Raw genomic sequence first — 19,669 nt, 5'->3', positions numbered from 1 at the left:
CCGCCGGCCCGCCCGCGCTTTCCGACGGAACGTCCTGCCGCGCCTGTTCCGGCCGACGCCGGCGCCCGACATCGCGACGGTCCGCGCCGTGCGGGTCGTCGGGCTGCTGTCGTCCGCGTCCGGCATCGGAAAGTCCGCCCGGCTGTGCATGGAGACCGTGGAGCACGCCGGATACGCGGTGTCGTGCGCCAATGTCGCGGCGCTGTTCGACAGCGACGACCGGCTCCCGATCCCCGCCGGTACGGCAGGCGCACCGGCAGGCGCACCGGCGGGCGCACCGGCGGGCGCACTGGCGGCCGATCTCTCCATCTATCATCTCAACCCCCCGATGCTGCTGCTCGGCATGGTCGGCTCGGGCCTGCGGAGCTATGCCCGGTCCTACAACATCGGCTACTGGGCGTGGGAGCTCGAGGCGCTTCCCCGGGAGTGGATCGCGGCGCTCCCTTTCGTGCATGCCGTCCTGGTGCCGTCGCGGTTCTGCCGGGACGCCGTCGCGCGCTACACGGACAAGCCGGTGCTGGTCGTTCCGCATCCCGTCGCGGCCCCCTCCCCGTCACTTCGACCGGACCGGCCCGACGCGGGAGGCCGCTTCAGGGCGGTCCAGATCTTCAACTACGGGTCGTCGTTCGAGCGGAAGAACCCGATCGCGCTGGTGCGGGCGTTCCGGTCCGCGTTCGGTGACGATCCCACCGCCGAGCTCGTTCTCAAGACCAGTCGCGGTGACCGTCACCCGCAGGACAAGGACCGCCTCGTCGCGGAGGTCGCCGACGCTCCGAACATTCGCCTGATAGACGAGACCTGGGAGCCGGGGCGCATCGACGATCTTCTTCGCTCCGCCGACGTCTACGCATCGCTGCATCGATCGGAAGGCTTCGGGCTGCCGCTCGCCGAGGCCATGATGCTGGAGGTTCCGGTGCTCGCGACCAACTGGTCCGGCAACGTCGACTTCTGCCACCCGGAGACGAGCTTCCCGGTCGACTGCGAACTCGTCGCGTTCGGCGACGGTCATTCGGACTACGAGCAGGTCCACGATGCCCGGTGGGCCGAGCCCTCTGTGGCCCATGCCGCCGCGCAACTGCGTCGCGTCAGGGCGGATCCCGCCGCGGCCCGGACCATGGCCGTGTCCGCGAAGGCGCGGCTCGAAGCGCATCTGGAACGCCACAGCTACGAGCGCGCGATCGCGACCCTGCAGCGGGTCCAGGCGGCGCCGGCGCCCGGCACCGGGGCGCGGCGATGACCAGCCACGCCGTGCCTCTCCGAGAGAGCCTCGCGACGCATCGGCCCTTGCGGGTCGTGCCGGGTCTCCTGGTGATCGCGGCCGTATGCTTCAACGCCGGCCTCGCCGTGGTCAACGGAAACATCACGTCGCTGGGGCCGGCCCTGGTGATTGCGGCCGAGATGGCGTTGGTGCTCGCCGCTCATGCCGTCGCGCTCGCGAACTATCGCCCGCAGATGCTGCCCTGGTACCTGCTGGGGGCCGCCCTGCTGGTCGTCGCCTGCTGGCGATCGATGGCCCTGCAACAGTTTGATCCGAAATACTTCCGCGACGTCCTGATCATCCCGACCTTCGTCGTGCTCGGAATGACCTTCGACCGGCGGTCGCTCAACCGGGTGGTCGTGATCGTGCATGCCGTCGTGATGATCACGCTGGTCTTCGAGATCCTGGCGACGGATGCATACTCGGCGGTGTTCAAGGTCAAGGAGTACTACATCAACACGCGCGGCTACGACGTCCAGAGCTTCTGGAACAAGAACTCGGACCTGTTCGTCAATGCGGTGAGGCCGGATTCCCGGTTGTTCAGCTTCCTCGATCTGCACCGTGTATCGTCGGTGTTTCTCGAGCCTGTGTCCTTGGGCAGCTACTGCATCGTGATCATCGCGTTCATCTGCGCCCGATACGAGGAGCTGTCCCGGACGCAGGTCCTGTTCCTCGTCGGCGGAACCCTGATCGCCATGCTGGGCTCGGACAGCCGGCTCGCCGCGATGTCGTCGGTGCTCATCGTGGCAATCACGGTCATGGGGCGGCGTCTGCTCCCGCGCTCGGTCGCCCTGGTCTATCTCCCGGTCGTGCTCGCGGTCGCGTTCCTCTACGTCACGATCGGCGGAATCCCCGCGGGCTCGGACGATTTCCCGGGCCGCATCGCACATACCGTCCACCTGTTGAGCCGCTTCTCGGTCGACGAGTTTCTCGGGATCTCGAGCGATCCGATCCTCCTGTCGGAGTCGGTCGACAGCGGCATCGGCTATCTGGTGCTGACCCAATCGATCTTCGGCGTCGCCCTGATCTGGGGAGCGATCGTCCTCGCGTCCGCGAACCGGAGCTCGGATCAGGTCCGGTATGTCCATGCGGTCTGCGTCTATCTCTCGCTGACCATGATCGTCAGCTTCGCGTTCCTGAGTATCAAGACGGCGTCGCTGCTCTGGTTCGTCTACGGCGTGCTTCAGCTTCCGCAGCGTCCGCAGGCGAAGCCGGACCTGAGATCGGTCACGCGGTCGGCGGCGGCCCACCCGTTGCGGAGGCGGGCCGCGCTGGTGTCCTGACGGCTCGGTCGTCGGCCGAGCCGTACCGGGCTCGAAGAACCTTCGAAGGACCTTGAAAACTCGGAGATCGCCCGAAGGGGCGTGGGCCGGCGCGCAAGAGCACATGCGCGCCGCATGGGCGCGCTCGTGCCGGAAGACGCGGACGAGCCCGTGGCATCAACGCCGATCGGCGGTCGAGCATCGGTGCGAGAGACCGGACGACGGAATGGGCACGTGGGGCGCAACGGCAGCGGAGACCTTCATGAAAGCGGTATTTGGACTTGCGTTCTCGCCGCATACGCAGAGCGAGCTCGTCGACAGGCTGTCGCGTGAGAGGATCGCACCGGGCGTCGGGCCGCGCACGATCCTCACCGCGAACATCGATCACGTCGTCCGGCTGAGGCACGACCACGACTTCCGCGATGCCTACGACCGGGCCTGGGCCGTCACCGCCGACGGCGCTCCGGTGTTGATGTATGCCAAACTGAGAGGCGCCCGCGAGCTGACGCGCGTGACGGGATCCGATCTCGTCATGGCGCTGCTTCCGGCGCTCGATCCCAAGAAGGCCCGCCTGTTTTTCGTCGTCGGCGACACGGGCACGGCCGATCGCCTGCGCGATCTCCTGAAGGCGCGGGCATTCGACAGCCAAGCCGTGATGATCGAGGTCGCGCCTCAGGACTTCGGCAAGGATCAGGCCTATTCCGACACGCTCACGCGTGCGATCAGACGGCACCGCACGACCCATCTGCTGATGGGCCTGGGGGCGCCCAAGTCGGAGATCTGGGTGCATCGTCATCGCGATCGCCTGGGCGATTGCTACGTCCTTCCGGTCGGCGCCGGGCTGGAATTCTTCGCCGGAACGAAGCGACGGGCCCCGGTTTGGATGCGCAGCGCCGGCCTCGAATGGGCGTGGCGTCTCGGATCCGAGCCGCGTCGGCTCTGGCGCCGGTATCTGGTGGACTCCTGGTTGTTCCTCGGAGCGATCGGGACGGATCTCGCGACGCCCGACCGCGGCAGAGCGCGATCGGCCCGGTGAGGAACGGCGAGCCGCACACCGGGCTTGTGAAGGCGTCTCGGGCGAGCGGCCGCCGAAACTGCCTCGACATGCGGATGTGACCGGCCGGAAGGCGATGCCTCGGCAGTGACGGACGGGAGGGTGCCACGAAGTTTCTATCGTTGATCATCGGCACGGTGGGTCGAGCGGACACGCTCCGGCGTCTGCTCGACTCGCTCGCTGTCCAAGACGAGCCGGAGTTCGAGGTGATCGTTGTCGACCAGAACGACGCGATCGACATCGCTCCGATCCTGAACTCCTATCGAGGGGTGCTCGATATCCGTCATCTGAGGTCCCCGAGAGGGCTGTCTAAAGCGAGGAACATCGGGCTGCAACACGCCGGCGGCATCGTCATGGGCTTTCCGGACGACGACTGCTGGTACGGGCCGCACGTGGTCGCGCGGGTGAAGCGGGCGTTCTCGGACGAGCGACGGGCGGTCCTGACCGGCCGCACGATCGACCCGGATGGACGGGACTCGGTGAGCCCGCACCGTCCGGAGAGCGGGCCGGTCGATCGCGACAACGTCTTCACCTCCGGCAACTCCAACACGCTGTTCGCCAGGCGGCGCGTGTTCGAGACCGTGGGCGGGTTCGACGAGGCTCTCGGTGTCGGCGCGGGCACGCCCTTCCAGTCGGGGGAGGAGACAGACCTCCTGCTCCGCTGTCTCGCCCACGGAATTCATGTCGACTACGACCGCGACCTCGTCGTTCATCACTGTCACATCACGACCGCGTCGACGGCGCAGACGGGCCGTGCCCGGGTCTATTCACAAGGGTACGGCCGACTGTTGCGGGTCCACGGCTACGGGTTCGGCCATCTCGGCGCGGGCGTCGGTCGATCCCTCGGGCGCGGACTCCTTTGCCTGGCGACGGGAGACCGCGACGGTGCACGGACCCGGATTCTCTGGGCGCAGGGAGCGCTCGTCGGCTATCTCTCGGGTCGCAGGCGCGTGCCGGCCTGCCCGTCGCCGGAGAGTCGGCTCACGTCCGGCCGATCCACGGCGGGGCAGGCGCGATGAGCGCCGCCGCGAACCCGCGGGTGAGCGTGCTGCTCCCCGTCTACAATGCGGTCGCCAGTCTGGGTCGGGCCGTGGACAGCGTTCTCGCACAGACCATCGAGGATCTGGAGCTGATCATCGTGGACGACGCATCGCGCGACGGAACGCCCTCGATGCTGGCGGATACGTATGGTCGGGAGCCTCGCGTCCGGATCGTGCGACTGCCCCACAACCAGGGGCCGGCGCATGCGCGGAACGTCGCGCTGGCTGCAGCGGGCGGGACATGGATCGGCCTCGTGGACAGCGACGACGCCTGGCAGCGCGACCGCCTCGCGCGTCTTCTCGGCCGTGCGGATGGTCTCGATGCGGTGTTCGACAATCTGCTGGAATGCAACCCGGTCACCGGCAACCCGGCCGGCCCCTTGTTCCCGAGCCTGCCGGGCGGCGGTCTCACCATCGCGAGTCTGCTCGCCCCGACGGCTCCCGGCAGTCGTTACAATTACGGCTACCTGAAGCCGATCATCAGGCACGAGTTCCTTCGCGCCAAGGGGATCGCCTACGACGAGCGCCTGCGGACCAGCGAGGACCTGCTGCTCTATCTCGTCCTTCTCCTGGAAGGCGCCGTCACCGGAACGGTCGACGAGCCGCTGTATCTCTACACGGTTCCGGTCGGTCGCTCCGGCACGGCGTCGGCGTCGAGCAACACGGTGCCGCGCGACGACGAGGTCGGGGCCGCGATGACGGAGATCCTCGCCCGCTACGCCGGCCGGGCCGACGCCGCTTCAGCGCGGGCGATCGAGGATCGCATCGCGTATCTGCGGCGCATCCGGCCGATCTCCGATTTCGATCATGCCCGCCGGAAGCGGGAGTATGGTCGCGCCACCGTGCTGTTCGCCGCGCATGCCGCGGTGAGGCGAGAGCTCGTCGACCGCCTCCGGCGCCGGTTCAGCCGACGATCCAGGCAGAGCTGAACGCGCTCGCATGAAGCGCTCCGACGACGATCGTCCCGCCGCCGGACAGGTCGATCCGAAGTCCGTCGGGTTGGTCGTGCACGGTGAAGTGCTGGCCGTTCAGCACGAGGCGGTCCACCGTGGGATCGAAGTCCATGATGGCGTCCGCGCCCGAGCTCGCAGCGAACGCGAACACGTCGGCCCCGGCGTCGCCCCACAGGCGGTCGTTGCCGGCGCCGCCTTCGATCCAATCGTTTCCGGCACCGCCGAAAACCAGGTCGTCGCCGATGTCCCCGTAGAGCCTGTCGTTGCCGTCGCCCCCGTGGAGGCGGTCGTCGCCGGCGTGGCCGCCCAGTGTATCGTCGCCCGCGTCCCCGTAGATCAGGTCGTTCCCCTCGCCGCCACCGACGCGGTCGTTGCCGTTGCCGCCGCCGAGCACGTCGTCGCCGCCCTCGCCGTAGACGAGATCGTCGTCGTCGCCGCCCTGCATGCGGTCCCTGCCGTTGCCGCCGTACATGACGTCGGCGCCGGCGCCGCCGTCGAGCACATCGTCGCCGTCGCCGCCGGAGAACCGATCGTTGCCGGTGCCGCCGAAGAGCTGGTCGTTGCCGGCGCCTGCGTCGAGGATGTCGTCGCCGGCATCGCCGCGCAGGATGTCGCTGCCGTCGCCGCCGAAGAGCTGATCCGCACCGTCGCCGCCTTCGAGGACGTCGTTCCCGGTGCCGCCGGCGAGCCGGTCGGCGCCGCCCCCGCCGACCAGCAGGTCGTCTCCGTCGCCTCCGTCGAGGACATCGTTGCCCGCGTCGCCGTAGAGCCTGTCGTTGCCGGCACCGCCCCGCAGCACGTCGTCGCCATCGTGGCCGCCGAGCACATCGTCGCCGGCGTCACCGGCGAGCACGTCGTTCCCGGCGCCGCCGCGGAGAATGTCGCGGCCGTTGCCGCCCGCGAGGGCGTCGTGTCCGGCGCCGCCTTCGAGCACGTCATCGCCGTCACCGCCGAACAGACAATCGTCGCCCGCGTCGCCGTAGAGCGTGTCGGCGCCGTCGCCGCCGGAGAGCATGTCGTTTCCGTCGTGCCCGCCGAGCACGTCGTCACCGCCTCCGCCATGGAGCGCGTCGTCGCCGGCGCCGCCGCGCGAAACGTCGTTGCCGGCTCCTCCCCACAGGCGGTCGTTTCCGTTCGAGCCGGTCAGAACGTCGTTTCCGCCGCCGCCGTAGAGCGTGGCTCCTCCGGCGCCGGCGAACAGGCGATCGTCGTGGTCGGTGCCTGCGAGCGCACCCGCATCCAGGCGTGCGGCCTCGCCGTCGAGGTAACGTTCCAGCACGTCCATCTGGGGGCGGTCGATCCCGTCGATCGGCTGGATGGCCAGGCTCTCGGCTCCCCACCACGGCCCGCCCGCCCAGTACGCCGACGGAATGCCGTTCTCGGCGAGCGTGTCGAGGAACGCGGTCAGCACATCGAGCCAGCGCGGATCGCCGCTCGGCACCGCGTACTCGCCGATGAAGCCGCGCAGCCCGTTCTGATTCAGCCAGTCGATGAACGGCTGCACGCGGTCGGCGCCGATGGCCGGATACGCGCCCTCCGCATCGTAGCTGCCATAGAACCCCGACCCGGACCGGTCGAAATAGACGTGAGCCTCGTAGAGGACCTTGTCGAGCGGGTCGACCACGCGCAGCGCGCCGTTGAGGGACGGCCAGCTCGCCGCACCGGACCAGCCGTCGCCGGAGACCACCAGCGTGGCATGGCTGCCCGCCGCCCGGATCGCATCCGCGGCGGCCTGAGCGGCCGCCGGCCAGACATGCGCGCCGCCCATGTCGTGCGGCTCGTTCATCAAGCCGAAGCCCGACACGGCCGGATGATCGCCGAGGGTGCCGGCGAGCTTGCCCCAGAAGTCCGCGAAGGCGGCGGCCGGAACGCTCGGAGATCCGATCACGGCGTCGTCGTAACGACCGTAATTGTGCAGGTCGACGACGACGTCCATGCCGCGGGCCGCCGCCGCGTCGAGGAAGCCGATCATCCGGCCGAGCTCGGCCTGGTCGAGCGCGCCGCCGAGCGTCGGCTGCATCCGCTCCCACGTGAATGGTAGCCTGATCAGGGTCACGCCCTTGGAGAGGTAGTAATCGAGATCGGCGGCGCCGGGATAGATGTAGTGAGTTCCGTACTCGCCGCGGCGCGGGCCGAACTCGGCTCCGGCCAGATTCACGCCGAACATGGAGATCCTCGCGAAATGATAAGGAGCGTCCTCGGAGGTTTCGCTCCGACCGTGCCGTCGAGCTTACGGCGGCCGAATTAATCCGAGCTTATTTCCGGCCTGAAACGCGACATGAAACGTGACGGTGCGATCCTCGCACGTCGCACCGTGCCGGCGCTCGGGCCGCGGCGCCGGCGTCGAGCCCACGCATCTGATCAGCCCACGATCCAGGCGCCACCGAAGGCCGACACGTGCGTGTTCATCACGATAATCGTACCTCCGCCGGAGAGGTCGATCCGCAATCCCTCCGAGACGTCGTGCAGCGTGAAGGACTGGCCGTTCAGCACGAGGCGGTCGACCGTGGGGTCGAAGTCCATGATGGCGTCCGCGCCCGACGACGTGCCGAACGCGAACTGATCGGCCCCCGCGTCGCCCCACAGGCGATCGTTGCCGGCGCCGCCCTCGATCCAGTCGCTGCCGGTGCCGCCGGTGATGAGGTCGTCGCCGATGTCCCCGTAGAGCTTGTCGTTGCCGTCACCCCCGTGGAGGCGGTCGTCGCCGGCGTGGCCGCCCAGGATGTCGTCGCCGGCGTCCCCGTAGATCAGATCGTTGCCGTCGCCGCCGAAGAGCTGATCCGCGTCGTCGCCGCCTTCGAGGACGTCGTTCCCGGTGCCGCCGGCGAGCCGGTCGGCGCCGCTTCCGCCGACCAGCAGGTCGGCCCCATCGCCTCCGTCGAGGACGTCGTTGCCGGCGCCGCCGTCGAGGGAGTCGTTGCCCCGCGCGCCGTAGAGCACATCGTGGCCGGCGTCCCCGTAGAGCTTGTCGTCACCATCGTCGCCGTAGAGCCGGTCGTCGCCGTCATGGCCGCCGATGGTGTCGTCGCCGCTCCCGCCATGGGCGACATCGTCTCCGGTGCGGCCGGCGAGCCTGTCGCGGTCGGCGCCACCCCACAGGACATCGTCGCCGGCCGATCCGGTCAGCACGTCGTCGCCGCCGTGGCCGAACAGCCGGCTCGACTCCGGGCGGGCCACGAGCTGATCGTTCCCCGCCGTTCCGTCCACGCGATCCCAGGGCAGCACCGCTCCGTCGCCGAGCAGATAGGGCTCGAGGACATCCATCTGCGGCCGGTCGACGCCGCCCACCGGCTCGATCGCGATGCCGTCCGCCGGCCACCACGGTCCGCCGGCCCAATAGGCGGACGGCACGTCGTTCTCCGCCAGGACGGGAAGCAGATTGTCCATCACGGCGAGCCAGCGCGGATCGGAGTCCGGCACCGCGTACTCGCCGATGAAGCCGCGCAGGCCATTCTGATTCAACCAATCGATGAACGGCTGCACGCGATCGACCCCGATGGTCGGGTAGGCCCCTTCGGCATCGTAGCTGCCGTAGACTCCCGTTCCGTCCCGATCGAAATAGGCGTGCGCCTCGTAGACCACCTTGTCGAGCGCATCGTTCACACGGAGCGAGGCGTTGAGATCCTGCCACGTCGCCGTGCCCGACCAGCCGTCGCCGCTCACCACCAGCGTCGCGTCGTTCCCGGTGGCGCGGACCGCATCGGCGGCGGCCTGGGCAGCGGCCGGCCAGACCTGGGCGCCGCCCATGTCGTGCGGCTCGTTCATCAGCCCGAGCCCCCAGACGGCCGGGTGATCGGACAGCGCCCTTGCGAGCTTGCCCCAGAAGTCCGAGAAGGCCGAGACCGGCACCGCGTCCGTGCCGATCGCGTTACCATCATAACGTCCGAAATTGTGGAGATCGACGACGATCTGCATCCCACGTGCGGCGGCCGCGTCGAGGAACTCGGTCATCCTCGCGAGCTCGGCCGGGTCGAGATCTCCGCCGAGCGTCGGCTGCATGCGCTCCCAGGTGAACGGCAGCCTGATCAGGGTCACGCCCTTGTCGTGATAATAATCGAGATCGACGGCGCTCGGATAAATGTAGTCGGTGCCGTACACGCCACGTGGGGGGCCGAACTCGGCGCCCGCGAGATTCACGCCGAACATGGTCCGCCTCTTCGTTCCGTCCCGATCCTCGGCCGCGCGGACGTCACGCGGGCCGCGCGGTCGTGACTCGCGAGTATACGCTTCACTCCACGGTCGCCATTCGTAGGAGCCCTCGTCCGCGATGCGCCAGGGACGAGATGCCGCGTGTCACATCAGCGCTTCGAGGTCGCCGGACCGTGAGTGCGAACGGAGACGCTCGACCTGATCACACAGTCGGTCGGTCCGGTTGCGCCAGACGCGATCGTCGCTGAGCCAGCTCGGGGTCTCGGCGGCGCGCCGCAACGCCGCGGCCGCAACGTCGATCCGCGCCTCCCGCGCCGAGCGGGTCAGACCGCTGAAATGCGCGGCACGCAGAACGCGCCGCACGCCGCTGAAGTAGATTCGCTCGCCGCAGCGCTGGGCGAGCGGCCACCAGGCTCGCTGCTTGATGGCGACCGACCGCCGGTAGTGCGACAGCACCTTGGTCTCGGTCGGCGGGCTGACGTGATAACGCTGGCCGTGGATCGGCAGCGCCATGCTGCGCACCCACTCGTCGAGCGTGCTCGCCGGCAGCTCGATCGGTCGATAGGGAACCTCCATCGAGCCGCACCAATCGAGCCATTTGAACGTGTTGATCTCCAGCGAGGTGACGACCGGGATCCACGGCACCCGCATCGTGTCGGCGATGATGGCGGCATGCATCGAATCGGCGATCACGAGGCGGGCCCGGCGGAGCCGCGCGACGACATCCCGCGAGTCGCCGCGCGGATCCAGGAACTCGATCCCGGCGCGTCGGCAGACCTCCGGCCAATTGCCGGCATCGAGCGCCTGATGATGCGGCACGAACACGCAGCCCGCGCGCTCGGCCTCCGGCAGCGGACGGTACTCGGACAACGTGCTCAGCAGCAGCGCGCCGTCGGTGATCGCCTTGTCGGCCGGCAGCTCCAGGACTCTCGCGCTCAGGGGACCGCGGACACTCAGGACGCACCATCCTGGTCCGCCGAAGCCCCGCGGCGCCGGTCCGTAGCCGGCGCCGCTGCCGAGGACGATCCACCCCGGCGCCGACGGCATCGTCGCCGTGATGATGGATCCGATGCCGGCGAAGCGGATGCCGTCGTCCGGAGTCCAGGCGTCCGGCAACAGCCGCGGCCAGAGCCACAGGTTCAGGTCGTCGCCGAAATTCCCGGCGACGCTCTTGTAGTAGTGCAGGATCAATCGACTGTCCTTCCTGATGCCGGCGCACCGGCCTGCTCTACCCACTCGGCCCGCTCGACCCGACCATGGGACGATGACCCCAGTGCGGCGGGCCGACGACACCACGGACGAGACGCTCGGCGAACCGCTCGGCCGACCTGCCCGTTCGGTCGGCCGGTCACCTCTCCCGAAACGCGCGGCGAAGCTGATCGGAGAACGGCCGCAGCGCATAGGAGGCCAGCGAGCGAGAGCTGGTCCGCGCGAAGACCTCGACCGGCATGCCGGGGATCAGGCGGGCGCGTGCGAAACGTTTCAGGTCCTCGTCCGGCAGGGACACGCGGATGGCGAAGTAGCTCGCCCCGGTCTTCGGGTCCGACGACACGTTCGGAGCAATCCGCGTGATGCGTCCCGTCAGCTCGGGTGTGGTTGCCTGATTGGCGGCGAGCAGCCGAACCGCGGCCGGCTGCCCCGGATAGAGCTGATCGACATCCTGCGGCAGAACTCTCGCGTCCACGAACAGGGTGTCTCGGTCGGGGACGATCTGCATGATCGGCTCGCCGTTGGGCGCGATGATACCTCCGATCGTGTGGATGGCGAGCTGGTGGACGTAGCCGGCAGACGGGGCCCGGATCTCGACCCGGCGCAGCACATCCTCGGCGGCGACCCGCTTCTCGACCAGCTCGGCGATCCGGCTGCGCAGCTCCGCCAGCTCCCGGCCGACCTCCGTCCGCAGTTCCTCGTCGATCTGCAGGACCCTGAGCTCGGTTTCGGCGATCCGTCCCCTGACCTGGGCGATCGATGCGACGAGATGTCCTTTCTCTCCGACGAGCCGAGCCGCATCGCGTTCGAGCGCTGTCACGCGATTGATCTGGACGAGCTTCTTGTTCCACAGGTCTCGAACACCGTTCAGCTCGACGCTGTTCCAGTGGATCTCGGTCGACTTCGCCGTGACCTGCTCCGAGAGGCCGTTGATCTGCTCGGTGAGCTGCGCGATCTGCTCTCGAAGCTGATTCTTCTGACCCGAGCGTGCCGCGGCGCGCAGGGCGAAGAGCCTCGTCTCGCCATTCATGAGGCGCATCAGCTCGGATTCGTGACGGCGCTCCGACAGCTCGCTCGGAAACGCGATCTCCATCGCGCCGTCGCGCTCCGCCTCGGCGCGGGCCCGTCTCGCCATCGCCTCGTCGAGCTGCTTCGAGACGATCTGCAGGTTCGCCCGGGTCTGGGTCTCGTCCAGACGGAGAAGGAGACTGCCCGATTCGACGTGGTCGCCTTCGCGGACCTTCAGCTCACCGACGATGCCGCCGGTCGGATGCTGAACGAGCTTTATGTTGCTGTCGACGACCAGCAGGCCAGGTGCGATGACAGCGCCATCGACCTCCGTGAACGCTGCGAGGCCGCCCACACCGAGCACCAGCGCGAGGACGGCCGCGATCGAGGCACCTTCGTGACGCCGGATCGAGCGCGCGAGATCGTCGGGACCATGGGCCTTGCCGGTCATGATGTTCCGGACCGCTTCTGCAAGGGAGGCCCGGAGGCGGTCGGCGCGACCTCGGTGCTGCCGTTGCGACGAAGGTAGCGCGGGAGGATCGTATCCTTCGGCCCGAAGCTCTGGATGCGACCATCCGCGAGCATGAGCACCAGGTCGACCGCCCGCAGCGCGCTCGGCCGGTGCGCCACCACCACCACGATGCCGCCGCGCGATCGCACCGCCATGATGGCGTGCGTCAACGCCTCTTCGCCGTCGCTGTCGAGGTTCGAGTTCGGCTCGTCGAGGACCACCAGGAAGGGATCGCCGTAGAGGGCGCGGGCGAGCCCGATCCGCTGTCGCTGGCCGGCCGAGAGCGTGACGCCGAAATCGCCGATGTCGCTGTCGTAGCCCCCCAGCCTGCTCACGATCATGTCGTGGGCGCCGGCCGCCCGACATGCGGCGACGATCGCGGCCGGATCGGCGTCGGGATCGAACCGTGACACGTTCTCGCCGATCGTGCCGGAGAACAGCTCCACGTCCTGGGGCAGATATCCGATGACGCGGCCGAGCTGCTCGCATGGCCATTGAGGCAGCGCCGCGCCGTCCAGCGCGACGCGGCCGGCGGCCGGGGCCCAGGACCCGACCAATGCGCGGGCGAGCGACGACTTGCCCGATGCGCTCGGGCCGATCACCCCGAGGGCACTGCCGGCGGACACGCGGAAGCTCGCTCCGTGCAGCACGGGGCGCTGCGCACCGGGCGGCACGACCGTGAGGGATTCGACCGAGAGGGTGCGGGAGGGTTCGGGCAGCATCGTCGACGCGGGCGTGGCCGTCATCTGCCGAAGAGCGGCGTCGAGGCGGCGCCAGCTCTGCCGCGCCGCCAGGAAGCTCCGCCAGTTCGCGAGGGCGAGCTCGACGGGCGCGAGCGCGCGGGCGCACAGGATCGAGCTCGCGATCATGATGCCCGCGGTCGCCTCCTGACGGACGACCAGGACTGCGCCGACGCCCAGGACGGCGGACTGGACGACCAGGCGCAGCACCTTCGACAACGCGCTCATTCCGTTACCGATGTCGGAGGAGCGCCGCTGTGCCGCGAGCAGGTCCGCGCTACTGGCTGAGAAGAGCGATCGCAGTCGTGGCGCGATGGCCATGGCCTGCATCACTTCGGCATTGCGGACCGCAGCTTCGGTCAAGCGATTGCGTGCGGCCGCGATCGCGCCCGCATCGGACACCGGACGCCGCACCAGCGCTTCGGTCAGTATCATGACGCCGATCAGCGTCAGGGCGGAGACCAACGCGGCCGCGCCGATCAACGGGTGGAAGACGAAGCATAGCCCGACATAGAGTGGCAGCCACGGCAGATCGAAGATGGCCGTCGGCCCGACCCCCGACAGAAAGCCCCGCACCTGGTTGAGATCACGCAGCGGCTGTTGTGGTACTTCGGGGCGGCCTCGGCTCAGCGGCACGCGCCAGAGCAGATCGAACGTCGCGGCCCGGACCGATTGGTCGAGCGACATGCCGATCCGGGTCAGCAGCCGCATCCTGAGAACGTCGAGGAGACCAAAGAACGAATAGAGGAGTCCGGCGATCAGGGCGAGGCCGGCCAGCGTCGGCAGGCTGCGGCCCGGCAGGACGCGGTCGTAGACCTCCAGCATGAAGAACGGGCCGGTCAATGCGAGCAGATTGACGATGCCGCTCAGAATACAGACCGTCAGGAAGGTCCGTGAGCAGGCCCTGAGACTATGGCCGAGCGCACTCGGCGGTTCGACGCGGAGAGCTGGAGCGCGCCCCGGGCCGGCGCGACGCGGCACCGGGCCGTCGTCCATTCTCACTGGCATCGATCTGCTCCGGCCACGCGAGCCCAAATGTTACCGTCGTCTGTGTCGAACTCACGTCATCATGCCACGCAGGGAGTTGCGCGGTCATCGTCATCGGGAGCGCGCCGACCACCATCGCGCGCCCCTCGTTATGCAGAAAATGAGCGCGGCTGAAAGTCTGTCATATTGCGCAATCTGGATCGTTCTCCGACAGCGGTTTCATGATCCTCCTGCGGCCTCTCGTGCGCGGCGGCGCGCAGTCGCCTGCCCTGAAGGCCGAGGGGACATCGTCGCCACAACGTTCGAGTTCGGGCGTTGAGACGACCGCGCCTCTCCGACTTGACCGTGACCACGGCGGCTCAGCCCGACGTCCCGCCGCGCGCCGGTTCACGTCGGATCCGGTGGCCGGGGCCGTGCCGCCGCGCGCGGATCGACCGACAGATAGTGCTGCACGGCCGGCGGCTCCGCCCCCCGGTGCAACGCCACCGCCTCGGCCTGCAGGTCGGCATCGACCCGCGACACGCGGCGATGCTGGCGCCTGTGCTCGGCCCAGGACTCGACGAAGAACCACTCGACCAGCCGCTCCGGATCGGCCGCGTCCTCGGTGAGCCCCCAGGCATAGGCGCCGTCGCGGCGCCGCGCCGCCGACAACCGATCGAGCACGGCGGCGAAGGCCGCGCGATCCTCCGGCGCGACCCGATACGTGATCGTGATCAGCACGGGACCGCGGTCGTCCGGCACCAGATCGGCGACGATCGGCTCGGGCCAGTGCATCGACGGCATCAGATCCGCCTCGCCGCTGGGCAGTCGCGCTCGGAAAGCGAGCGCCGAGGCCACGGCGAGCCCGAGGCCGGCCGTCACCAGCGCGGCGTCGATGCCGACCGCCTGGGCGACGCCGCCCCAACCGAGGCTGCCGGCCGCCATCGCACCGTTGAACACCGTGAGATAGATCGCGAGGCCGCGGCCGCGCGTCCAGTTCGGCAGGATCGCCTGCATGATCGCGTTGAGGGTCGTGAGGATGGCGATCCAGGCCGCCCCGAGGATCACCATCAACACGATGCCGTGCCAGGGTGCCTGCGCGGGCGCGAGCAGGACGGTCGACGCCGCGGTGACGAGAGAGGCGCCGAGCACCAGGCGGTCCTGGCCGATCGCGGCGCGCAGCCGCGGCAGCAGCAGAGCGCCGAGGATCGCGCCGGCACCGACGCTGCCCAGCATCAGACCGTAGAAGCCGGGGCTGCCGCCGAGCTCCTGGCGAGCGACCAGCGGCAGCAGCGCCCACACGGCGCTGGCGAAGACGAAGAACAGCACGGCGCGCCACAGCAGGCGGTGCATGTCGCGACTCGCCCGCGCGAAGCGCAGGCCGGCCCGCAACGCCCCGCCGAAATGCTCGCGCAGTTCGTCGTCGGCCGCCGCCTCGCGCCGCCACCAGATCAGCGCGCCGATGACCAGAAAGTAGCTCGCGACGTCGAGCCCGTAGGTCACGGCGGCCCCAAAGGCGGCGAGGGCGACGCCGCCGAGCGCCGGACCGACCGCCCGTGCGATGTTGAAGCCGAGCGACCCGAGCCCGACGGCGCCCTTGAGATCGGCCCGCGGCACCAGCTCCGGCACGATCGCCTGCCAGGTCGGCATCGCCAGCGCCGCCCCGGTACCGCCCAGGAACGTCAGAAGCGCCAGCCCGCTCACCGACACGGTGCCGGTCGCGGCGAGCCCGGCCAGGATGGCGCTGACCGTGCCGAGCATCACCTGCACGGCGATCAGGAACCTTCGGCGATCGAGGATGTCGGAGAGCACGCCGGCCGGAATCGCGAACAGAAAGATCGGCAGCGACGCGGCGGCCTGGATCAGCGCCACGGCGGCCGGCGTCGGGCTGATCTCGGTGACCAGCCAGGCGCTCGCCACGTCGCGCATGAAGGTGCCGACATTGCCGAGCACGGTGGCGGCCCAGATCACCGCGAACAACTTATGGCGCAGCGGCGCGAAGGCGCCGCCGCTGCTCGGCGCGGCAGGCGTGACGGCGGCGGCCGCTGCGTGGTGATCCGGGGCCGCCGTCATCGGCGTACGTCGGCACGGCTGGCGAACAGAGCCGCCACGGCGAGGCCGCCGACGATCGCGACATGCTCGAAGAAGGTCGCGGTCTGCCGGCCGCGCTCCGGCCCCTCGACGGCCCAGAACGCATGGGCGAGCAGCGTCGCGATGACCGTGAAGCCGGCGAGGAGGCCGGCGCCGAGCCAGCACCAGCGGCGGGTGAGAAACAACGCCGAGCCGACGAGCTGGGTGGCGACGACGAGCGCCGCGACCGGCACGGCCGGCTGCACGCCGAGCCCCGCCACCTCGGCCGTGGCACCGGAAAAGTCCAGAAGCTTGACGACGCCGCTGATCAGGAACGGCGAGGCGAGCGCCAGCCTGAACAGATAATCGAGCCCGGGCACATCGAGAAGACGCGCCACCGGGGCGGGCAATGTAAATTCGCTCATGGTTCCTCTCATACAGTGTCCAGGTGATCAGCTCGGAACCCGATGCTGGTGTGGCCTTCACCTTTCCCCAGCGGGGAGAGGGCGATGCACGGAGCGCGTCGGGTGAGGGGGTGCCGCCCTCTCGTTGAACCAACCGGCCTCGGCTCCCCTTCACCCCAGCCCTATCGCCGCTGGGGAGAGGGAGCCGCACCGCGCTCGCCTCATCGTCGGAGAACGCCCGCACCACCGTCCCTGTGCGGCCGACCCATGCATCGTGAGGCCTGTGCCCGAGCCGGCCCTTCGGGAGCCGATCCGAACCGAGCCGTTCGGTCGGAGCGCGTGTCACGGATCGTGATCAGAACGCCCAGCAGGAGCAGCCGAGCGCACCCCAGAAGGCACGCGAATCCGACACTGGCACGCCCGCACCCCAGGCCGAGGCGTGCGCGTGGCCGTGCACGCCGCAGCCCGCCGCGCAGCCACAGGCGCCGGCGGCCGCGGCCGTGACGGCCCCGGCCCCCTCGGAAGAGAACGCATACGGCCGCGCGCCCTCGGCGCCGGCCCGCATCTGATAACCGCCGAAGCGGCGCACCGGCGACCAGTCCGGCATCGCCGGCGGCAGCGGCGGGGCGAGATCCGAGAACTCCTTGTCGCCGTGGACGGGCGCGCCGCCGAGCAGCGTCAGCACCGACGTGATGTCTTGGATCGTGTCCTCCGGCACCGAGAAGAAGTCGTCCGACAGCACGGCGAGATCGGCGAGCTGGCCGGCCTTGACCTGCCCCTTCTTGCCGGGCTCGGTCGAGAACCATGTGTTACTCTCGGTCCACAGCCGCAGTGCCGTCTCGCGATCGAGCCGGTTGGCGGCCGGATAGAGCGACAGGCCGCCGAGCGTCTTGCCGGTGACGAGCCAGGAGAGCGAGACCCACGGATTGTAAGACGCGACGCGGGTCGCGTCGGTGCCGCCGCCGACCGGGATCCCTGCGGCCAGCATGCGCCGCACCGGCGGCGTGCGCTCGGCGGCGCGCTCGCCGTAGCGCGCGACGAAGTCCTCGCCCTGATACGCCATGCGGTGCTGGACCGCGATGCCGCCGCCGAGCGCCGCGATGCGATCTATGTTGCGGTCGTCGATCGTCTCGGCGTGGTCGAAGAACCAGTGCAGCCCGTCGAAGGGAATGTCGCGGTTCACCTTTTCGAACACGTCGAGGGCGCGCGTGATGGTCTCGTTGTAGGTCGCGTGCAGGCGCCACGGCCAGCGCTTCTCGGCGAGCAGCCGGATCACCGGCTCGAGGTCGGTTTCCATATTGGGGGGCATCTCGGGACGCTCGACCCGGAAATCCTCGAAGTCGGCGGCCGAGTAGACCAGCATCTCGCCGGCGCCGTTCGCCCGGTAGGTGTCGTCGCCCTGCCCCGGCTTCACCTGGCCGGCCCAAGAGGTGAAGTCCTTCAGCTCCTCCTTCGGCTTCTGGGTGAACAGATTGTAGGCGATGCGGACGGTGAGCTGGCCCTCGCGGTGCAGCTCCTCGATGATCGAATAGTCCTCCGGATAGTTCTGGAAACCGCCGCCGGCATCGATCACGCTGGTCACGCCGAGCCGGTTCACCTCGCGCATGAAGTGCCGCGACGAGTTCTTCTGATACTCGGGCGGCAGCTTCGGCCCCTTGGCGAGGGTCGCGTACAGGATCGTCGCGTTGGGCTTGGCGACCAGCAGTCCGGTCGGATTGCCGTTGCCGTCGCGGACGATCTCGCCGCCGGGCGGTGCCGGCGTGTCCTTGGTGTAGCCGACGGCGCGCAGCGCGGCGCCGTTCAACAGCGCGCGATCGTAGAGATGCAGGATGAACACCGGCGTGTCGGGCGCGACCGCGTTGATCTCCTCGAGCGTCGGCAGGCGCTTCTCCGCGAACTGATGCTCGGTGAAGCCGCCGACGACTCGCACCCATTGCGGCGCCGGCGTACGGTCGACCTGATCCTTCAGCATCCGCATCGCCTCCGCGAGCGAGCGCACCCCGTCCCAGCGCAGCTCCATGTTGTAGTTGAGGCCGCCGCGGATGATGTGCATGTGGCTGTCGATCAGGCCCGGGATCGCCCGGCGGCCACGCAGGTCGATGCGGCGCGTCTGCGGGCCGGCGAGCGCGATCACGTCGCGATCGCTGCCGACCGCGACGAAGCGGCCGTCCCGGATCGCGACCGCCGACGCCTCCGGCGTCGCGCGATCGAACGTCGTGATCTTGCCGTTGAACAGGACGAGGTCGGGGGGGGAGGCGGGTTGAGCGGTCACGCTGTCTCTCGTGGAAAGGCCGGCGGCGAGTGCGGCGAGCGTGCCGACGACGGTCCGGCGGTCGGGGTTCTTGGCCACGGCGGATCTTCCGGTTCGGGGGTTCTTATCGGGATCGGGGCAGGCTCGTGATCAGGACGGCTCGTCGGCGCTGGCCGGTTTGCCGGCTCCCGACGCGCGGGACACGGCCGGCTCGCCGCCCGGAAGCGGGCCGAGAACATGCGCGGCGCAGCTCGTGCGGACGAAGCCGGCGACGTCGTGTCCCCCGATCAGACGCTTGACGACCGGCACGATCTGCTCGCCGAGCAGAATGCCGAGCAGGCCGATCAGCGCGATGGTGGGCGGCGCCGGCGAGCGCACGCCGATCAGGCTGTAGACGACTCCGACCAGCAGGCCGGCGCCGAGCGACAGGAGATAGGCTTTCAGGTCGGGCATTCTCGTGATCCCGTCGGGTGACAGTGTCGGCGTCATCGCCGGGCGAGGACATTGCATAAACCGTCATCCCGGGGCGCGAACCTTGAGGTTCGCGAGCCCGGGATCCATACCCCCGGTGCAAGTGGCTCACGAAAGACAGGGGTTGATGGTGTGGACGGCCCCCTACGGCATCGCTGTGCCAGAATGAGGTCGGTGAAGATCTCAAACGAGGGGGCCGTCCGTGAGCCAGAGTATCCGCATCGGAATGGATACGTCGAAGCATATCTTTCAACTGCACGGGGTGGACGCGGCCGAGCAGCCGGTGCTGCGCAAGCGGCTTCGTCGCAAGGAGGTGGAGGCGT

General features: G+C 69.3%; 14 protein-coding genes and 1 pseudogene. 6 read left to right on the top strand and 9 right to left on the bottom strand.

Annotated features, from left to right (window positions below; genetic code table 11):
- Nucleotides 1–88: 88 nt before the first annotated feature.
- The 5 genes from CCR97_RS11755 to CCR97_RS11735 all read left to right on the top strand — a co-directional run bounded on the left by CCR97_RS11755 (nt 89) and on the right by CCR97_RS11735 (nt 5,543).
- On the top strand, nt 89–1,237 hold the full coding sequence (locus tag CCR97_RS11755; protein WP_245428842.1) for a glycosyltransferase family 4 protein: 1,149 nt from the start codon (nt 89–91) through the stop codon (nt 1,235–1,237).
- Complete coding sequence (locus tag CCR97_RS11750) at nt 1,234–2,541, top strand: polysaccharide biosynthesis protein GumE (RefSeq protein WP_146618746.1); 1,308 nt, start codon at nt 1,234–1,236, stop codon at nt 2,539–2,541. Before CCR97_RS11755 ends, CCR97_RS11750 begins: the two co-directional genes overlap by 4 nt.
- Before the next feature lie 241 nt (nt 2,542–2,782).
- Nucleotides 2,783–3,556 (top strand): WecB/TagA/CpsF family glycosyltransferase, encoded by a 774-nt coding sequence (locus CCR97_RS11745; protein WP_170145821.1) that lies wholly within the window; start codon nt 2,783–2,785, stop codon nt 3,554–3,556.
- Between the two features lie 140 nt (nt 3,557–3,696).
- Complete coding sequence (locus CCR97_RS11740) at nt 3,697–4,593, top strand: glycosyltransferase family 2 protein (RefSeq protein WP_111357283.1); 897 nt, start codon at nt 3,697–3,699, stop codon at nt 4,591–4,593.
- A complete protein-coding gene (locus CCR97_RS11735) occupies nt 4,590–5,543 on the top strand; it encodes a glycosyltransferase family 2 protein (protein WP_111357282.1) in 954 nt (317 codons plus the stop codon). Before CCR97_RS11740 ends, CCR97_RS11735 begins: the two co-directional genes overlap by 4 nt.
- Here CCR97_RS11735 and CCR97_RS32055 read toward each other — a convergent pair.
- The 9 genes from CCR97_RS32055 to CCR97_RS11690 all read right to left on the bottom strand — a co-directional run bounded on the left by CCR97_RS32055 (nt 5,518) and on the right by CCR97_RS11690 (nt 19,319).
- A complete protein-coding gene (locus CCR97_RS32055) occupies nt 5,518–7,734 on the bottom strand; it encodes a cellulase family glycosylhydrolase (RefSeq protein ID WP_201159518.1) in 2,217 nt (738 codons plus the stop codon). The genes CCR97_RS11735 and CCR97_RS32055 overlap by 26 nt on opposite strands.
- 194 nt (nt 7,735–7,928) lie before the next feature.
- Nucleotides 7,929–9,713 carry a cellulase family glycosylhydrolase gene (locus CCR97_RS11725; protein ID WP_201159517.1) on the bottom strand — a complete coding sequence of 595 codons (1,785 nt, stop codon included), beginning with the start codon at nt 9,711–9,713 and terminating at the stop codon, nt 7,929–7,931.
- A 147-nt stretch (nt 9,714–9,860) separates the two neighbouring features.
- Nucleotides 9,861–10,907, bottom strand: a complete 1,047-nt coding sequence (locus tag CCR97_RS11720) for a polysaccharide pyruvyl transferase family protein (RefSeq protein ID WP_201159516.1) — start codon at nt 10,905–10,907, stop codon at nt 9,861–9,863.
- A 157-nt stretch (nt 10,908–11,064) separates the two neighbouring features.
- Nucleotides 11,065–12,384 (bottom strand): HlyD family type I secretion periplasmic adaptor subunit, encoded by a 1,320-nt coding sequence (locus tag CCR97_RS11715; RefSeq protein ID WP_111357461.1) that lies wholly within the window; start codon nt 12,382–12,384, stop codon nt 11,065–11,067.
- The gene (locus CCR97_RS11710) at nt 12,381–14,180 is read right to left on the bottom strand and encodes a type I secretion system permease/ATPase (RefSeq protein WP_111357462.1); all 1,800 of its coding nucleotides are present in this window, start codon (nt 14,178–14,180) and stop codon (nt 12,381–12,383) included. Before CCR97_RS11710 ends, CCR97_RS11715 begins: the two co-directional genes overlap by 4 nt.
- A 378-nt stretch (nt 14,181–14,558) precedes the next feature.
- Nucleotides 14,559–16,223, bottom strand: coding sequence for an MFS transporter (locus CCR97_RS11705; RefSeq protein WP_111357463.1), 1,665 nt, complete (start codon nt 16,221–16,223; stop codon nt 14,559–14,561).
- Entirely contained in the window at nt 16,220–16,645 is a 426-nt protein-coding gene (locus CCR97_RS11700; protein ID WP_111357464.1) for a DoxX family protein, read from the bottom strand. Before CCR97_RS11700 ends, CCR97_RS11705 begins: the two co-directional genes overlap by 4 nt.
- Before the next feature lie 334 nt (nt 16,646–16,979).
- Nucleotides 16,980–18,974: an amidohydrolase gene (locus CCR97_RS11695; RefSeq protein ID WP_111357465.1), complete on the bottom strand. Its 1,995-nt coding sequence runs from the start codon at nt 18,972–18,974 to the stop codon at nt 16,980–16,982.
- Nucleotides 18,975–19,025: 51 nt separating this feature from the next.
- Complete coding sequence (locus CCR97_RS11690; RefSeq protein ID WP_111357466.1) at nt 19,026–19,319, bottom strand: DUF1427 family protein; 294 nt, start codon at nt 19,317–19,319, stop codon at nt 19,026–19,028.
- Nucleotides 19,320–19,548: 229 nt separating this feature from the next.
- Between CCR97_RS11690 and CCR97_RS32285 the strand changes: the two are divergent.
- Nucleotides 19,549–19,669 (top strand): annotated as a pseudogene (locus CCR97_RS32285) (IS110 family transposase); the annotation flags it as partial.

The organism is Rhodoplanes elegans, assembly GCF_016653355.1.
Lineage (GTDB): Bacteria > Pseudomonadota > Alphaproteobacteria > Rhizobiales > Xanthobacteraceae > Rhodoplanes > Rhodoplanes elegans.
Note: the sequence above shows the minus strand (reverse complement) of the source record. Positions and strands in the feature narration are given on the sequence as shown.